Origin of the sequence: Denitrificimonas caeni, from assembly GCF_027498055.1 — a bacterium.
Taxonomy (GTDB): domain Bacteria; phylum Pseudomonadota; class Gammaproteobacteria; order Pseudomonadales; family Pseudomonadaceae; genus Denitrificimonas.
The window spans coordinates 415700-432500 of sequence record NZ_CP114976.1 but is presented as its reverse complement, the minus strand read 5'-3'; the positions used below and the strand labels follow the sequence as shown (position 1 = coordinate 432500).

Annotated in this window: 19 protein-coding genes (1 of these 19 only partly in view); 2 read left to right on the top strand and 17 right to left on the bottom strand. The window is 46.7% G+C overall.

Annotated elements, in window-relative coordinates:
* The 3 genes from O6P33_RS02130 to O6P33_RS02120 all read right to left on the bottom strand — a co-directional run.
* Window positions 1-124, bottom strand: partial view of a hypothetical protein gene (locus O6P33_RS02130; RefSeq protein ID WP_269818611.1) — the 5' portion only. It extends 203 nt beyond the left edge of the window; only the first 124 of its 327 coding nucleotides appear in the window; its start codon is at window positions 122-124; its stop codon lies beyond the left edge, outside the window.
* Window positions 125-220: 96 nt separating this feature from the next.
* Window positions 221-1447, bottom strand: a complete 1227-nt coding sequence (locus O6P33_RS02125) for a nucleoside recognition domain-containing protein (RefSeq protein WP_269818610.1) — start codon at window positions 1445-1447, stop codon at window positions 221-223.
* A gap of 17 nt (window positions 1448-1464) precedes the next feature.
* Entirely contained in the window at window positions 1465-2244 is a 780-nt protein-coding gene (locus O6P33_RS02120; RefSeq protein WP_269818609.1) for an N-acetylmuramoyl-L-alanine amidase, read from the bottom strand.
* A gap of 217 nt (window positions 2245-2461) precedes the next feature.
* Between O6P33_RS02120 and O6P33_RS02115 the strand changes: the two genes are divergently transcribed.
* Window positions 2462-2968, top strand: coding sequence for a DUF962 domain-containing protein (locus O6P33_RS02115; protein WP_269818608.1), 507 nt, complete (start codon window positions 2462-2464; stop codon window positions 2966-2968).
* Window positions 2969-3025: 57 nt separating this feature from the next.
* The gene (locus tag O6P33_RS02110) at window positions 3026-3439 is read left to right on the top strand and encodes an NINE protein (RefSeq protein WP_269818607.1); all 414 of its coding nucleotides are present in this window, start codon (window positions 3026-3028) and stop codon (window positions 3437-3439) included.
* Window positions 3440-3505: 66 nt separating this feature from the next.
* Here the strand turns inward: O6P33_RS02110 and glmU are convergent, their stop codons facing one another.
* The 14 genes from glmU to mnmG all read right to left on the bottom strand — a co-directional run bounded on the left by glmU (window position 3506) and on the right by mnmG (window position 16357).
* Complete coding sequence (gene glmU, locus O6P33_RS02105) at window positions 3506-4864, bottom strand: bifunctional UDP-N-acetylglucosamine diphosphorylase/glucosamine-1-phosphate N-acetyltransferase GlmU (RefSeq protein ID WP_269818606.1); 1359 nt, start codon at window positions 4862-4864, stop codon at window positions 3506-3508.
* Window positions 4865-4975: 111 nt separating this feature from the next.
* Complete coding sequence (locus tag O6P33_RS02100; protein ID WP_269818605.1) at window positions 4976-5401, bottom strand: F0F1 ATP synthase subunit epsilon; 426 nt, start codon at window positions 5399-5401, stop codon at window positions 4976-4978.
* A gap of 77 nt (window positions 5402-5478) precedes the next feature.
* Complete coding sequence (gene atpD / locus O6P33_RS02095; RefSeq protein ID WP_269818604.1) at window positions 5479-6855, bottom strand: F0F1 ATP synthase subunit beta; 1377 nt, start codon at window positions 6853-6855, stop codon at window positions 5479-5481.
* Window positions 6856-6885: 30 nt separating this feature from the next.
* Entirely contained in the window at window positions 6886-7755 is an 870-nt protein-coding gene (gene atpG, locus O6P33_RS02090) for a F0F1 ATP synthase subunit gamma (protein ID WP_269818603.1), read from the bottom strand.
* Between the two features lie 51 nt (window positions 7756-7806).
* Entirely contained in the window at window positions 7807-9351 is a 1545-nt protein-coding gene (gene atpA, locus O6P33_RS02085) for a F0F1 ATP synthase subunit alpha (protein ID WP_269818602.1), read from the bottom strand.
* Between the two features lie 15 nt (window positions 9352-9366).
* Window positions 9367-9903, bottom strand: coding sequence for a F0F1 ATP synthase subunit delta (locus tag O6P33_RS02080; RefSeq protein WP_269818601.1), 537 nt, complete (start codon window positions 9901-9903; stop codon window positions 9367-9369).
* 12 nt (window positions 9904-9915) lie between these two features.
* Entirely contained in the window at window positions 9916-10386 is a 471-nt protein-coding gene (locus O6P33_RS02075) for a F0F1 ATP synthase subunit B (protein WP_269818600.1), read from the bottom strand.
* 87 nt (window positions 10387-10473) lie between these two features.
* On the bottom strand, window positions 10474-10713 hold the full coding sequence (atpE, locus tag O6P33_RS02070) for a F0F1 ATP synthase subunit C (RefSeq protein ID WP_269818599.1): 240 nt from the start codon (window positions 10711-10713) through the stop codon (window positions 10474-10476).
* Window positions 10714-10780: 67 nt separating this feature from the next.
* Entirely contained in the window at window positions 10781-11593 is an 813-nt protein-coding gene (gene atpB / locus O6P33_RS02065; protein ID WP_269818598.1) for a F0F1 ATP synthase subunit A, read from the bottom strand.
* Between the two features lie 15 nt (window positions 11594-11608).
* The gene (locus O6P33_RS02060) at window positions 11609-12040 is read right to left on the bottom strand and encodes a F0F1 ATP synthase subunit I (protein ID WP_269818597.1); all 432 of its coding nucleotides are present in this window, start codon (window positions 12038-12040) and stop codon (window positions 11609-11611) included.
* A gap of 97 nt (window positions 12041-12137) precedes the next feature.
* Window positions 12138-13007, bottom strand: coding sequence for a ParB/RepB/Spo0J family partition protein (locus O6P33_RS02055; RefSeq protein WP_269818596.1), 870 nt, complete (start codon window positions 13005-13007; stop codon window positions 12138-12140).
* A gap of 9 nt (window positions 13008-13016) precedes the next feature.
* The gene (locus O6P33_RS02050; protein WP_269818595.1) at window positions 13017-13808 is read right to left on the bottom strand and encodes a ParA family protein; all 792 of its coding nucleotides are present in this window, start codon (window positions 13806-13808) and stop codon (window positions 13017-13019) included.
* Between the two features lie 15 nt (window positions 13809-13823).
* Window positions 13824-14465 carry a 16S rRNA (guanine(527)-N(7))-methyltransferase RsmG gene (rsmG, locus tag O6P33_RS02045; RefSeq protein WP_269818594.1) on the bottom strand — a complete coding sequence of 214 codons (642 nt, stop codon included), beginning with the start codon at window positions 14463-14465 and terminating at the stop codon, window positions 13824-13826.
* A complete protein-coding gene (mnmG, locus tag O6P33_RS02040; RefSeq protein ID WP_269818593.1) occupies window positions 14462-16357 on the bottom strand; it encodes a tRNA uridine-5-carboxymethylaminomethyl(34) synthesis enzyme MnmG in 1896 nt (631 codons plus the stop codon). The genes rsmG and mnmG overlap by 4 nt, the downstream gene beginning before the upstream one ends.
* Window positions 16358-16801: the final 444 nt, after the last annotated feature.

The window sequence follows — 16801 nt, the reverse complement described above, 5'->3', positions numbered from 1 at the left end:
GCACCTGCAATTTATGCGGGCCTGGACTGACTTGAAAGTAGCGTGCATCATCTACTTTATGGCCATCCATGCGTTGTGCTGATAACTGTTGACCTGGTTGCGTCAACACATCTATCCAAGCCATAGCTGGATTGTGCTCTGGTAAAGGAGCTGCACATGCACTACAAGCTATAAGTAATGCAACACTTGCGATCTTCTTTAACGACACATAACCTCCGTACTAACCAAAAAACCAGTAACACACAGCAATAGCTGCAACGACTCCAGCGAGCTCGGCTAATAGCGCACAACCAACTGCGTGGCGTGCACGCTGAATACCTACAGCACCAAAATATACCGCCAATACATAAAATGTGGTTTCGGTACTTCCTTGAATAGTCGCAGCCACCAATGCAGGGAAACTATCTACACCTTGGGTTTGCATAGTTTCAATCAACATAGCGCGAGCAGCGCTGCCAGAAAATGGCTTGACCATTGCGGTAGGCAGCGCATCGACAAAGCGCGAATCCCAATGCAGTAGCTCTACTAGCCAACGAATACCATCAAGCCCGAACTCTAATGCACCTGAAGCACGTAAAACTCCAACCGCACACAGCATTGCAATTAAGTAAGGCAACAGATCTTTAGCCACCTGAAAACCTTCTTTTGCCCCCTCTACAAAGGTTTCATACACAGGTACTTTACGAATCATCCCCAATACAAGAAAACTCATAATGATGCCGAATAGGGTTAGGTTACCTAGCAGCGACGATAAACTCGCCAATGTAACTGCGCTCAAACTACCCAATAGCGCCATAAACGCGCCAAGTAATAAAGCACAAGGTATTAAGTACGCTAAAACAACAGGGTGCCAAATTCGCAAGCGTTGCATAAAGGCCACTGATAGCAGCCCAACTAAGCTCGATGCGCTGGTGGCCAACAAAATAGGAAGAAAGACCAACGTAGGATCCGCAGCCCCTTGTTGCGCTCGGTACATAAAAATAGTAACTGGCAGCAACGTTAGTGAAGAGGCATTTAAAACCAAGAAAAGTATCTGTGCATTACTGGCAGTGGTCGTAGATGGATTCAACTCCTGCAACGAACGCATAGCTTTCAGGCCAATGGGTGTAGCGGCATTATCTAGGCCTAAACCATTGGCGGCAAAGTTAAGCGTAATTAAGCCCAGCGCTGGATGACCGCGTGGCACTTCCGGCATTAACTTGGCGAAGAGTGGGCCAAGCAGTCGAGCCAACAGATCAACTAAGCCCGCTTTTTCAGCAATTTTGAGAAAGCCTAACCATAGCGTCAGGGTGCCAAACAGTAAAAGCATGACATCGACAGAAAGCTTTGCCATGCTAAATAAGCTTTCCACCATAGCTGCCCAAACATCAGGATCACCACCAAACCAGCGCACTAACCCAGCAACAGTGGCTACAATAAAAAAACTCAGCCATAAGCCATTTAACATGCAAGATACTCCTAGAGTTAACGGCTCATTTGTCTGGTTAAGGCCAGAAGGATCGCAGCAGTCTGGGCATCGGGCTCTCCATTATATAGACGCGGTCGATACTTCATCTGAAAAGCAACCACTACATTACGTGTCGCTTCATCCAAATCACCATGCGTAGGTACGGCATAACCCACTTTAGCTAAGTGCTCTTGGAACCAAGCCACTGACGGCAACTGTTGCGTAAATACACGGGTATGTTCGGTTACTGCCTGTGCATCCGGCCACAGTATCAAACCTTCCTGCGCCAAACGCTCCCATGGAAAAGCAGGACCCGGATCAACTTTACGCTGGGGTGCAATATCACTGTGCCCGACCACACTGTGAGCAGTTAAGCCATGTCTTTGCATAATGTCTTTGAGCAGTAACACCAAAGCATTAATTTGCTGCTCACTCCAAGGCTGCCATATTCGCCCCTCTGGCGTATCGGTATAACCTTGATTGACCATTTCAATACCAATGGAGCTTGAGTTTAACCACGTGCGACCATTCCATTGACTATCACCTGCATGCCAAGCGCGGCGATTTTCATCCACCAGCCGATAAATGGTGGCAGGCTGCTCAGCAATTAGATAATGACTGCTAACCTGCTTCCCTGTTAATAAATATAAGGATCGCGGTAAATCGCTGGCGGTGTAATGCAAAACAATAAACTGCACACGGCTGTCCTGCCCTGTTGACTGGTAGCTATCATCAATTTTCAACCCGGAACAACCTGCCAGCACTAATGTTAAAAATACCCACACTGGAAACTTCATATTTTATCCACTTAATAAACTCTTAAAATAATCACACTGATACTTTGCTTACATTATGACCGCAATCCCCAACCTAGGTTGCTCTCGGCCTCGCTCTAGAAGTCAGACTGTTTAGCAGTATAAAGAGCCAAGGTGCAAGATATGGCACTGTTTACTGCTGTTTTTTTAGTTATGATCCTAACGCAGAAACTTTATGACACGCATGAGGATAATAATAATGAAAACTCTAACTGATCACTTAACACAATATGCTGCCTACCATCGCGACCAGCGCAACATCTTGACCCATATTATCGGAATTCCATTGATCGTAGTGGCAGTTGCCATCGTACTTTCAAAACCTGGCTGGGCAATGGCTGGGATATGGCTCTCACCCGCACTGATAGTCGCCAGCGCTGCAGCCATATTTTACCTCATACTGGATCTAAAGTTGGGCTTAGCAATGACAGTCTTGCTGGTTTTATCACTGTGGCTCGGCATGCTCAGCGCACAGTTATCCACAGGTTTATGGCTTGCCCTAGGCTTAGGCCTGTTTATTTTAGGCTGGATTATTCAATTTATCGGTCACTATTTTGAAGGCAAAAAGCCTGCTTTTATCGATGACATTATGGGCTTAGCTATCGGCCCTTTATTTGTTGTTGCTGAGTTAGCGTTTTTACTGGGACTGCGTAGAGCTCTTGAATTTGAGATTGAAACACGACTTGGTCCACGTACTGATAAATAACCCGCAACTATTTAAACAAGCATGAGTCATACAACAACACTCTAAAAGGATTCAGTTATGCAGTACAACTCCGACAGCCACAGCCCGGTAATGGGTTACTTACTTTGGATTTTCGGCTTTTTAGGCTCGCATCGTTTTTATTACGGCAAACCCGTTACTGGCACTATTTGGTTTTTTACTTTAGGTCTACTGGGTATTGGCTGGATTATTGATTTATTTTTAATTCCCAGCATGGATCGACAAGCCAATATGCGCTTTCACACCGGTCGTACTGACTACAACCTCGCTTGGATTCTATTAACCTTCCTTGGTGTATTTGGTGTCCACCGTATGTATCAAGGTAAGTGGATAACTGGAATCATCTACTTATGCACCGGTGGTTTGTTTTTACTGGGTGTACTCTATGATTTTTGGACTATGAACGAGCAGATCTCCACTCGAAATCAAATTTTCAACTCAGCTTTACTTTAATCGGGCAGATAATAAAAAGCTGCTTAGTGCGCAAGGCAATAAGCAGCTTGAAAGAGCATTACCAGTTTAGTGCTTTTTCGGACGTGGCCAGTTTTCCAAATTGCGCTGCCGTCCACGGCCCACGGCTAAAGCTTGAGCGGGCACATCAGTGGTAATCGTTGAGCCTGCACCTGTGGTGGCACCGTCGCCTAAATTGAGCGGGGCGACTAGAGAACTGTTCGAGCCGATAAAAACATCCTCGCCCATTACTGTTTTAAACTTATTTGCACCATCGTAATTGCAAGTAATAGTACCGGCGCCGATATTGCTGCGCGCACCAATATCACTGTCACCCAAATAGCTTAAGTGGCCTGCTTTAGCCCCCGCTCCCATGCGGGTATTTTTTAACTCGACAAAGTTACCCACATGGCTACCTGCGGACAACACTGATCCTGGTCGTAAACGGGCAAAAGGACCGCAGTCAGCGCCCTCACCTACTTGCGCCCCCTCTAAGTGACTATTGGCTTTAATCACTGCACCTGTATGTAAAACCGAGTCCTTAATGACGCAATTAGGACCAATAGAAACATTATCAGCGATCTCTACCTTGCCTTCTAAGATCACATTAATATCGATTAAAACATCACGGCCGACACTGACCTCGCCACGCAAATCAAAACGTGATGGATCCAACAGGGTGACACCTTGTGCCATTAAAGAACGAGCAGCCCGCTGCTGATAGTGGCGCTCCAACTCAGAAAGTTGTAAACGGTCATTGGCACCCTGTACTTCCATGGCATCACTGGCTGTTTCAGTGGCTACGGTTAAGCCATCTGCCACAGCCATGGCAATAATATCAGTTAAATAGTATTCGCCTTGGGCATTACTATTGGACAGTCGACCTAACCAATCAGCCATGCGCTCACGTGGTGCTGCTAATATTCCAGTATTGCCTTCACAGATTTTCAGCTGCTCAGAGCTGGCATCTTTATGCTCAACAATGGCCTGCACAACCCCCGCATTATCGCGCACGATCCGCCCATAACCGGCTGGGTTATCAAGGTTAACTGTTAAAAGAGCCATGCTGTCTGCAGAAAGCTTTGTTAATAAACTTTCTAAAGTGCCCGCTTCAATCAAAGGTACATCACCGTATAGCACTAGCGTATTTTTAGCCTTTAGGTGCGGCACTGCTTGTGCGACGGCATGACCTGTACCCAATTGTTCGCTTTGTACAACAAAACTCACATCATCGGCAGCCAGTTGCTCTCGTACCAATTCAGCACCATGGCCAATGACCACTTGAATGCTGGCAGGCTTTAAACTGCGTGCGGTTTGCAGTACATGTGCCAACATTGATCGACCTGCTATCGGGTGCAGCACTTTGGGTAAGGCCGAACGCATGCGCGTACCTTGGCCTGCGGCGAGAATAACAACATCCAATGACATGTGATTAATCCTAAATAAAGTATGTTCAGTGCTTAGGTTATTAAAAGATAAGCAATAAAAAAGGGTAACCTAGGCTACCCTTTTTTATTGTTGCGATGAAGCAAGATATGCTTATCGACGGATATTTTTACGCAGTTCAGAGATCGTACGCAGTTGCGCTGCCGCTTCTGCTAAACGTATTGCTGTGGCTGCATAATCAAAATTTTCCGATTGTTCTTGAATAGCATGTTCAGCAGCTTTTTTCGCTTCTAGCACAGCTACTTCATCAAGGTCAGCGGCACGGATTGCAGTGTCTGCTAAAACCTTAACTGATTTTGGCTGTACTTCGATAAAGCCACCAGAGATGTAATACACCTCTTCGGCACCACCTTGCTTAATTACCCGGACAGGGCCCGGCTTAATTGTAGAGATCAAGGGAGTGTGGCCAGGCAAAATACCCAAATCACCCATGTGACCATGAGCGATGACCATTTCGACCAAACCGGAGAACAACTCTTCTTCTGCGCTAACAATGTCACATTGGACTGTTATGGCCATATAGATCGCCTCAGTTTTAAGGCAGAGCGGACGCTTAAGCATCCGCCGCCATATTGCTCACCCATTAGGCTCGCAAATTACATTTTGTTCGCTTTTTCAATGGCTTCATCGATGGTACCAACCATGTAGAACGCTTGTTCTGGCATGTCATCGTAGTCACCATTCAAGATACCTTGGAAACCACGGATGGTTTCTTTCAGCGATACGTACTTACCTGGCGCACCGGTAAAGACCTCGGCCACGAAGAATGGCTGAGACAAGAAGCGCTGGATTTTACGTGCACGAGATACTAACTGCTTATCTTCTTCAGACAGCTCGTCCATACCTAGAATCGCAATGATATCTTTAAGTTCTGTGTAACGTTGCAATACATACTGAACGCCACGGGCACAGTCATAGTGCTCTTGACCAATCACTGCAGCATCAAGCTGACGTGAAGTTGAGTCCAGTGGGTCAATTGCTGGGTAAATACCCAAAGATGCAATGTCACGTGACAGTACAACGGTGGCATCCAAGTGCGCAAACGTCGTGGCTGGGGATGGGTCAGTTAAGTCATCCGCAGGTACGTAAACGGCTTGAATTGAAGTAATGGAACCTGCTTTAGTCGAGGTAATACGCTCTTGCAGAACACCCATTTCTTCAGCCAGCGTTGGCTGGTAACCTACCGCTGAAGGCATACGGCCTAACAGTGCAGATACTTCAGTACCGGCCAAGGTGTAACGGTAAATGTTGTCAATAAACAACAGTACGTCACGGCCTTCGTCACGGAACTTTTCTGCCATGGTCAAACCCGTCAGAGCAACACGTAAACGGTTACCTGGTGGCTCGTTCATCTGACCGTAAACCAGCGCTACTTTGTCGAGAACGTTGGAGTCTTTCATTTCGTGATAGAAGTCGTTACCTTCACGAGTACGCTCACCAACACCAGCGAATACTGAGTAACCACTGTGCTCGATAGCAATGTTACGAATCAGTTCCATCATGTTTACGGTTTTACCAACACCGGCACCACCGAACAGACCAACTTTACCACCTTTAGAGAACGGGCAAATAAGGTCAATAACCTTAATACCTGTTTCTAGAACTTCGTTGCCGCCCGCTTGTTCTGCATAAGAAGGTGCTGCGCGGTGAATACCCCAACGCTCTTCTTCGCCAATTGGACCGGCTTCATCGATTGGGTTACCCAATACGTCCATAATACGACCAAGGGTTTTAACGCCCACAGGTACAGTAATTGGACCGCCTGAGTTAACTACATCAAGACCACGTTTTAGACCTTCGGTCGAACCCATGGCAATTGTACGAACTACACCGTCACCCAACTGTTGTTGAACTTCCAGTGTAGTTTCAACGCCCTGAACTTGCAGTGCGTCATAAATGTTCGGGACCTGTTCGCGTGGGAATTCCACGTCGATGACGGCGCCGATAATTTGAACGATACGTCCGCTACTCATATCTGGTTCCTCTGAATATTTGAACCGTTCTTAAACCGCGGCTGCGCCGCCGACGATTTCTGAAATTTCTTGAGTGATTGCTGCTTGACGAGCCTTGTTGTAAACCAGTTGTAGGTTATCAATAAGATCGCCAGCGTTATCTGTCGCATTTTTCATTGCAATCATTCGAGCTGCTTGTTCGCATGCTGTATTCTCAACAACCGCTTGGTAGACCTGAGATTCGATATAACGAACAATCAGTGAGTCCAGCAATTGCTGAGCACCGGGCTCATAAATGTAATCCCAAGAACCAACACCGCCGCTATCCAATCCTTCGCCCTCAACCGCCAGTGGCACTAACTGCTCAACTGTTGGCTGCTGGGTCATAGTATTCACAAACTTATTGGATACTAAGTACAAACGATCGAGACGGCCTTCAGTGAAGGCATCCAGCATAATCTTAACGCTACCAATTAAGTCGCTAATCGCTGGCTGCTCACCAAGATCGGTGATTGCTGCAACGATTTTGCACCCTTGGCCTTTAAAGAAGCTCACACCTTTTTTACCAATCACGCAGAATTCTACTTCAACGTCATTGGGGTGAGAGTCTTTCATGTTCTTAAACAGGGCCTTGAACAGGTTAAAGTTCAGACCGCCGCATAGACCACGATCCGATGACACGATGATATAACCAACGCGTTTAACCGGACGTTCCACCATGAATTCATGCTCATACTCAGCATTGGCTTCAGCTAGATGGCCAATGACCTGACGTATGCGCTCTGCATAAGGACGACCAGTAACCATGCGCTGTTGTGCTCTGCGCATTTTACTAACCGCCACTTTTTCCATGGCATTGGTGATCTTTTGCGTACTTGTGATGCTCGCAATTTTACTGCGAATCTCTTTTGCGCCTGCCATTTGACACCCTTCAGGTTAAGCAAGCGGGAGCTTTAACGCTCCCGCTGCGGCTTACCAGCTCTGAGTGGCCTTAAACTTCTCGATACCTTCTTTAATAGAAGCATCGATATCGTTATTAAAGTCACCCTTCTCATTGATTTTCGCCATTAAGTCAGCGTAGTCACGTTTGAAGAAGGCTAACAAGGCTGCCTCGAAAGCACCCACTTTATTAACTTCTACATCAGTTAAGTAGCCACGCTCAGCAGCATACAGTGACACTGACATGTCAGCGATTGACATAGGTGCATACTGTTTCTGCTTCATCAGCTCAGTCACACGTTCACCGTGCTCAAGCTGTTTGCGCGTTGCTTCATCCAAGTCAGAAGCAAACTGAGCAAAGGCCGCCAATTCGCGGTACTGAGCCAGTGCAGTACGGATACCGCCGGAAAGCTTTTTAATGATCTTAGTTTGAGCTGCACCACCAACACGCGATACCGAGATACCTGCGTTAACTGCTGGACGGATACCTGAGTTAAACATCGATGACTCAAGGAAAATCTGACCGTCAGTAATAGAAATTACGTTGGTTGGTACGAACGCTGATACGTCACCGGCCTGGGTTTCAATGATTGGCAACGCGGTTAAAGAACCGGTTTTACCTTTCACTTCACCATTGGTAAACGCTTCAACGTACTCTTCAGATACACGTGATGCACGCTCCAACAAACGACTGTGGAGGTAGAACACGTCACCTGGGTAAGCTTCACGTCCTGGTGGACGACGCAACAGCAAGGAAATCTGACGATATGCAACAGCTTGCTTAGATAAGTCATCGTAAACGATTAACGCATCTTCACCGCGGTCACGGAAGTATTCGCCCATGGTGCAACCAGCATAAGGTGCTAAGTATTGCAGCGCAGCAGATTCAGAAGCACTTGCCGCAACAATAATAGTGTTGCTCAGTGCACCGTGCTCTTCGAGCTTACGTACGACGTTAGCAATAGTTGATTGCTTTTGGCCGATTGCAACGTAAACACACTTAATGCCACTGTCTTTTTGGTTAATGATGGCGTCAATCGCCAGAGCAGTTTTACCAATCTGACGGTCACCAATAATCAGCTCACGCTGACCACGGCCAACCGGGATCATCGCATCGACAGATTTGTAACCTGTTTGCACAGGCTCGTCGACCGATTTACGCCAAATAACACCTGGTGCAACTTTCTCAACTGCATCAGTTAGTTTGCTTTCGATTGGGCCTTGGCCATCAATCGGATTACCCAGTGCATCAACCACGCGGCCGAGTAGTTCTGGTCCAACCGGAACTTCAAGGATACGTCCTGTGCACTTGGCGCTCATGCCTTCGGTCAAACCGAATGCACTACCCAGGATTACCGCACCAACGGAGTCGCGCTCCAAGTTGAGTGCCATACCAAAAATGCTACCTGGGAATTCAATCATTTCACCGTACATTACATCGGCTAAGCCGTGGATACGTACGATACCGTCAGACAAGCTGACGATTGTGCCTTCATTACGGGCTTGCGCAGATACATCAAGCTTAGCTATACGCTGCTTGATAATCTCGCTAATCTCGGAAGGATTCAGTTGCTGCATGCCATGCCCCTCAAATCAGGATTTCAACGCTTCGGCTAACTTATTCAGTTTACCGCGGACCGAGCCGTCAATAACTAAGTCACCAGCACGAATATGCAAACCGCCAATTAAAGCGGGATTTACAGTCGCTTTGGGTTGAACGGTACGATCAAGCCGCTTGGATAAGGCGGCAGCCAGTGTTTGGAGTTGTTCTGCGCTAAGCTCAAAAGCAGATTCTACTTCAACCTCTAAAGTGCGATTTGCTTCAGCTTTAATAGCCTCAAACATCTCTTGCACCATAGGGAGTAAAGTCAAACGGTCATTCTCGCCAAGAACACGAAGAAAGTTGCCGAATGTTTCGTCGATATTGCCTTCGCACAGTTGCTTTAGAAACGCGACCTTGCCATCTCGAGTCAGCGCAGGGTTACCCAGCTGATTAATGATGACCGGCTCTGTTACCGCCGCTGCAGTTAATGCCAACATCGCAGACCAAGCGTCAACTTGACCTGCTGCTGAAGCATACTCGTAAGCTGCTTTTGCGTAAGGTCGAGCAAGCGTATTGATATTCAGCATCGCTTGCCTCGCTTAAAGTTGTGCGGCCAATTGTTCGACCATTTTATTATGAGCGCTTGCATCCACGGACGAACCGAGAATTTTTTCTGCACCCGTAATCGCTAATACTGAAACTTGCGCGCGAAGATCTTCTTTTACGCGGTTCACTTCAAGATCAATCTCTGCTTTGGCACTGGCCACTAAACGCTCGCCTTCAACGCGCGCTTGAACCTTTGCTTCTTCAACGATTTCACTTGCAGTTTTATTCGCTTTTTCAAGAAGCTCTGCTGCAGTTTTCTTAGTATCACGCAACATTTCTGTCGCTTTTTCTTGAGCAAGCTTTAAGTCGCGCTCAGCGCGCCCAGCTGCATCTAAACCTTCAGCAATTTTCTTCTGGCGAGCATCCATTGCATTCGTGATGGGTGGCCATACGAACTTCATGCAAAACCAGACAAAAATAGCGAAGGCAATCAATTGACCAACTAGTGTCAAATTAATATCCACTGATCTACCTCATGCTATTTCGTTGTTTATCTGAAAGATAACTTCGTGCAGTGAGTCATTGACTTACTGCACGATGAAATCGCTAGATTAGCCTGCCATACCTGGAGCTACAACGAAGATCAGGTACATTGCAATACCAACACCAATCATTGGTACGGCGTCAAGCAGACCAGCCATGATGAAGGTTTTAGTTTGTAATTGTGGTGCCAGCTCAGGCTGACGCGCTGTGGACTCAAGCAACTTTCCACCTAACAGTGCAAAGCCGATACCAGTAGCTAGTGCGCCCATACCAATGATGATGGCGGCAGCGATAATTACGATTTCCATAGTTACTCCTAGAGTTTTAAGTTTTCAAGTTTACAGTTAAAGTTTTGAATTAACGCTCGCTTTCGCGTCAATGGCTTTCGTGGGCTGCGCTCAGGTAAACGATTGTCAGCACCATGAAAATAAAGGCCTGTAGCGGGATCACCAGAATATGGAAGATTGCCCATGGCCCATAAAGCGCCCACTGTACGTAAAACGGCAGTAGCGCAATTAGGATAAACACCACTTCACCAGCGTACATGTTACCAAACAGACGCAAAGCAAGGCTTAATGGTTTGGTCAGTAGGCCCAATAACTCAAGGAACAAGTTAAACGGAATCAACGACCAGTGTTTAAAAGGGGTAAACGAAAGTTCTTTAGCAAAGCCACCCACGCCTTTAATCTTAATGCTGTAAAACACAATCAATAAGAAAACACCGATAGACACACCAAAGGTAGCGTTAGGGTCAGTGGTTGGTACGTATTTAAAGTATGGAACACCAGCAGCGGCAGCCAAACCTGGAATCACATCAACAGGAATCCATTTCAGGCTGTTCATCAGCAAAATCCACATGAAGATGGTTAATGCTAAAGGTGCAATTAATGCGCTACGACCATAGAAAGTGTCGCGAACCATACTCTGTACGAACTCAACAACCACTTCTACAAAGTTTTGTAGCCCTGTTGGTACACCCTCGTTGGCTTTAACAGCCACACGACGGAATAAAAATAGGAATAACACCCCCATTAAAATAGACATGATCATGGTATCCAGATGAATCGCCCAGAAACCCATTTCACTGGCTTCCTGTGCGGTTTGTGCAATCTGCCATTTACCGTCTAATTTACCGTAGGTAAGGTTTTGTAGGTGGTGCTGAATATACTCAGCAGAACTTTGTGCCATAAATGCCTCAACCGCTCAACGCTTTAGAAAGCTTTTAGTCAAAAGAAGTGATGTTGCAGAGGTCATCTGCACCAATATATAACCAATAAATACAGCAAATGCATTCAATGGTTTCACCGCCATGAACAGCAGTGCAAAAAACACTGCTGTAAGAATCAATTTTCCCATTTCACCAGCCCAAAAGGACTGGACAATCGCGCCTATTGAACGTGCGCCAAAATACTGGAACGCTTTGTACGTAAAATACACGTTCGGTATTAGCGCTATCAGCCCACCCAGCCATGCTGAGTACGCCGCGACCCATCCTTGAGATAAACCAAAAAGCAATCCGATCAGGATACTCATCGCCGCTTGTAACACGATAACGCGAAACATGGGCTGACGATGGAAAGCAACTTTATTTCGATACGCCAATGTAGTGCCTGATTCCTTTGCTATATCTTTCATTTTAAAATGAATAGCAACAAAATTGCGCGCAGAGTATAGGGTGCTAGCGCAATTCATTCAACTGTCATCTCGTTTTTTACGACCAACAGCTAAAACTTTAGCGTATATGCGCTAAAACACCCTGTAATTCGTCCAATGTTCCGTACTTAATAACCAACTGCCCTTTGCCCTTTGGGCCATGTTTAATCTGCACTTGAGTACCCAAGCGCTCAGCTAATTTTTGCTCTAAGCGTTTTACGTCGGGGTCAATGGCAGCTTTTTCTTGCTCGGGCTTATCCGCCAGCATATTACGAACCATTGCTTCAGTTTGTCGTACTGTTAAGCCTCTTGCGACAACATGTCGCGCCGCCTCTACTTGCTGCTCTACGGGTAAGCCAAGCAGCGCTCGAGCGTGACCCATTTCTAAGTCACCATGGGCCAATAAGGTCTTAACCTCGTCTGGCAAACCAATTAAACGTAGCAAGTTAGCCACACTGGCGCGCGATTTACCCACAGCATTAGCCACTTCTTGCTGAGTCAGCTCGAACTCTTTTTGCAAACGCTGTAAAGCAATGGCTTCTTCAACTGGGTTTAAGTCTTCGCGCTGGATATTTTCAATCAGCGCCATGGCAATCGCCGCTTCGTCACTGACATCACGCACTAAAGCAGGGATAGTTTGTAACCCTGCCAACTTGGCCGCACGCCAGCGCCGCTCACCGGCAATAATTTCATAGCTATGGGCCGTTAACGGACGCACTACGATGGGCTGCATCACCCCTTGAGCTTTAATTGATTGCGCCAGCTCTTCGAGACTGGCCTGATCCATATCCCCACGGGGTTGATACTTGCCGCGCTGAATGCAGTCTAATTTTAAATGCTGTAATTCTTTAGCATCAACCTCTGCGGTTGGCTCTTGCAAAGTGTTCGCTGTCGCACTGCTCAGTAATGCATCAAGTCCTCGTCCGAGGCCGCGTTTTTTAACCGCCATAATGATTCCTTATGTGCGTGTTGCAGCACGCTGACTGGCGCGTTGACGACGGGATAACTCACCGGCCAACGCTAAATAAGCTAAAGCTCCACGTGATTGCTTGTCATAGGCTAAAGCTGGCAAACCATGGCTGGGCGCTTCTGCTAAACGCACGTTACGTGGAATGACCGTGTCATACAGTTTGTCACCGAAGTGCTCTTTTAATTGCTGTGAGACATCATTGGTCAAACTCAAGCGCGGATCATACATGGTTCGCAAAATACCTTCTATTTGCAGCTCCGGATTCAACTGGTCGGCAATGCGTTGGATACTGCCAATCAAGTCCGTTAAACCTTCCAAAGCAAAATACTCGCACTGCATGGGGATCATCACCCCGTCGGCGGCCACCAAGGCATTAATCGTCAGCATGCTTAAGGATGGCGGGCAATCAATTAAAATATAGTCATAATTACCCCGTACCGGCTTTAACGCTTCAAGCAAGCGTCGCTCTTTGTTGGGCAAGTCCAGCAAGGCCACTTCTGCAGCAATTAAGTCGCGGTTCGAGGGCAGCAATTGATAACCACCGTGCTCAGAAAACTGCATCACATCAATTAAATCTGCTTGACCAGTTAACACATCCAGCACTGAGTGCTGCAAGCTGTGCTTATCAATACCGCTGCCCATGGTGGCGTTACCTTGCGGATCGAGGTCAATCAGTAACACATGACGGCGTGTTGCCACCAATGAGGCCGCCAAGTTAATGCAAGTTGTAGTTTTACCGACACCGCCTTTCTGGTTGGCAATAGCCAAGACCTTACCCATACCGTCTCCTCAGTTTTACTGGCGATGCAAGATTAATAAATGGCGCTGGCCCTGACAGCCCGGCACTTTTAATGTGTGACAAGCGTCAAGTACAAAGTCGTCCGGCAGCGCCTGCAACTCATCATCAGGCTGCACACCTTTCATCGCTAGCCAGCGGGTTTGCAGATTACCAAGGTGGCGCGTCCAATTACTAAAATCAGCTAAAGAACTGAATGCTCGCGAGATAATGCCAGAGAAAGCCTGCTCTGGGGTAAAGGCTTCAGCACGGCTGTGGATAACTTCGAGGTTATGCAAACCGAGTTCCAACTTCACCTGAGTTAAAAAGCGTGTTTTTTTCCCATTAGAGTCCAACAGAGTGAGTTTTCTTTCAGGAAAAATAATAGCCAAAGGAACCCCCGGCATACCGCCGCCGCTGCCCACATCCAACCAGTTGTCACCGTACTGCTGGACATACTCAACCACACTTAAGCTATCGAGCAAGTGTCGTGACACCATTTCATCTGGGTTGCGCACTGCGGTTAAATTGTAAGCTTTATTCCACTTGATCAATAAGCCTAAATATTGCAGCAACTGTTCTTGCTGCTGTTCACTTAAGGCAACATTAAGCTGCTTAGCCCCTTGCGTGAGCTCTTGTGCATGCTGTGTGGTAACGGTCATGAATCTGGCTGCTCCAAACTTGTACTGGCTTTACGCTTTTTCAAATGCACCATCAATAACGAGACTGCTGCTTGAGTCACACCAGGAATCCGTGATGCCTGGCCAAGAGTTTCCGGGCGACTGCTGGATAACTTTTGTTGAATTTCTTTTGACAGGCCTGAAATTGCCGTGTAATCCATATCAGCCGGCAGTTTTACTTCTTCGCTAGCTCTTAGCTTAGCAATATCCTCCAGTTGACGACTGAGGTAGCCCGCATATTTGGTTTTAATCTCAATTTGTTCGGCAATTTGCTCATCAGTAATTCCGCCACCGGTGACAGCGATTAAATCAAGGTAGTTAATCTCGGGACGGGCCAATAAATTCAATAAATTGTATTCATGGGTCAGTGGCGTATTGAACTTCTCCATTACTGCTTCACCAAGCGGTGTACCGGGGCGTACCCAAGTATCTTTTAAACGCTGCTCTTCTTGCACAATGGCTTCGCGTTTGGCTTCAAAAAATGCCCAACGGGTATCGTCAACCAGTCCAATCTCACGACCTTTCTCGGTAAGACGCATATCGGCGTTATCTTCACGCAAAATTAAGCGGTATTCAGCGCGCGAGGTAAACATGCGATACGGCTCTTGCGCACCTAAGGTGATTAAGTCGTCAATTAACACGCCCAAGTACGCTTCATCACGGCGTGGATGCCAACTGTCTTTGCCTTGCGCACGTAACGCAGCATTACTGCCGGCTAACAACCCTTGAATACCTGCTTCTTCGTAACCGGTGGTGCCGTTGATTTGTCCGGCAAAGAATAAACCATCGATCACTTTGGTTTCTAAGCTGTATTTCAAATCCCGTGGATCAAAGTAATCGTACTCAATAGCATAGCCTGGACGAATAATATGCGCATTTTCCATCCCGCGAATGGAGTGGACTAAATCCAGTTGCACATCAAAAGGTAAGGATGTGGAAATACCATTGGGGTACAACTCGTGAGTTCTTAAGCCTTCAGGCTCTAAAAATATCTGATGGCTGTCTTTATCGGCAAAACGATGAATTTTATCTTCAATGGATGGGCAGTAACGTGGGCCAATGCCTTCGATTACGCCTGCATACATGGGCGAGCGATCGAGATTTTTAGCAATAATCTCGTGAGTTTTAGTGTTGGTGTGGGTAATCCAGCAACTCACCTGCTCTGGATGTTGCTCACGATTGCCCATAAATGACATCACCGGCATGGGAGTATCACCCGGTTGTTCAGTCATCACTGAGAAGTCAACGGAGCGCGCATCAATGCGTGGTGGCGTACCTGTTTTTAAACGATCAACGCGCAATGGTAATTCGCGCATACGTTTTGCTAAAGCATTTGCGGGTGGATCACCGGCACGTCCACCGGAGTAATTTTGTAAACCAATATGGATTTGACCACCTAGGAATGTTCCAGTGGTGAGGACCACGTTATCAGTAAAAAAACGTAAGCCCATCTGGGTGACAACACCACGCACACTGTCGTTTTCGACAATTAAGTCTTCAGCGGCTTGCTGAAAAATCCATAAGTTGGGTTGGTGTTCAATGACTTCACGAATCGCTGCTTTATAAAGTACACGGTCAGCTTGTGCACGAGTGGCACGGACTGCTGGTCCTTTGCGGCTATTTAATATACGAAACTGAATACCACTGAGGTCTGCTGCAGTAGCCATAGCACCACCGAGCGCATCAATTTCTCTAACCAAGTGGCTTTTACCAATCCCGCCAATAGCTGGATTACAGCTCATTTGTCCGAGAGTTTCGATGTTGTGTGTGAGTAATAAGGTTTTTACTCCCATACGCGCAGAAGCTAAAGCTGCTTCAGTACCCGCATGGCCACCACCAATTACGATCACATCAAAACGGGAAGGATAATCCACCATACACCTCAGGATTGTAGATAAAAACGAACGAATTCTGTGCTACTGCCATAAATCGTGACGATCTAGCATTTTCAGTTGAGTTATCTGCTTGGCTGTTAGCGAGTTCTAAGACCGCAATAGTATAGATTTTTACGCGACTTTGCAGAAGGTTTGATCACATGGCTTCTGTTCAGCGGTCAAGCTGGGGATAAACAATAGTAAGTTAAGTATAAAGATATAAAGCTTATTATTACTGCTATTACTAGTCAGCCTGTTATTTGTGTATATCTCCATAAAACTCTTTAAATACAAAGAGTTACAAACATAACAAGGGTGTAGAGAAGTGCCCTTGAGGGCGCTGGATAAGCAAGTTAAGCCTGTGGATAAAAGCAATAGTTATCCACAGATGGAGTTATCCACAGTTTTAGCCACTGCTTATCAACCATGCTCAGCTACGGTTCT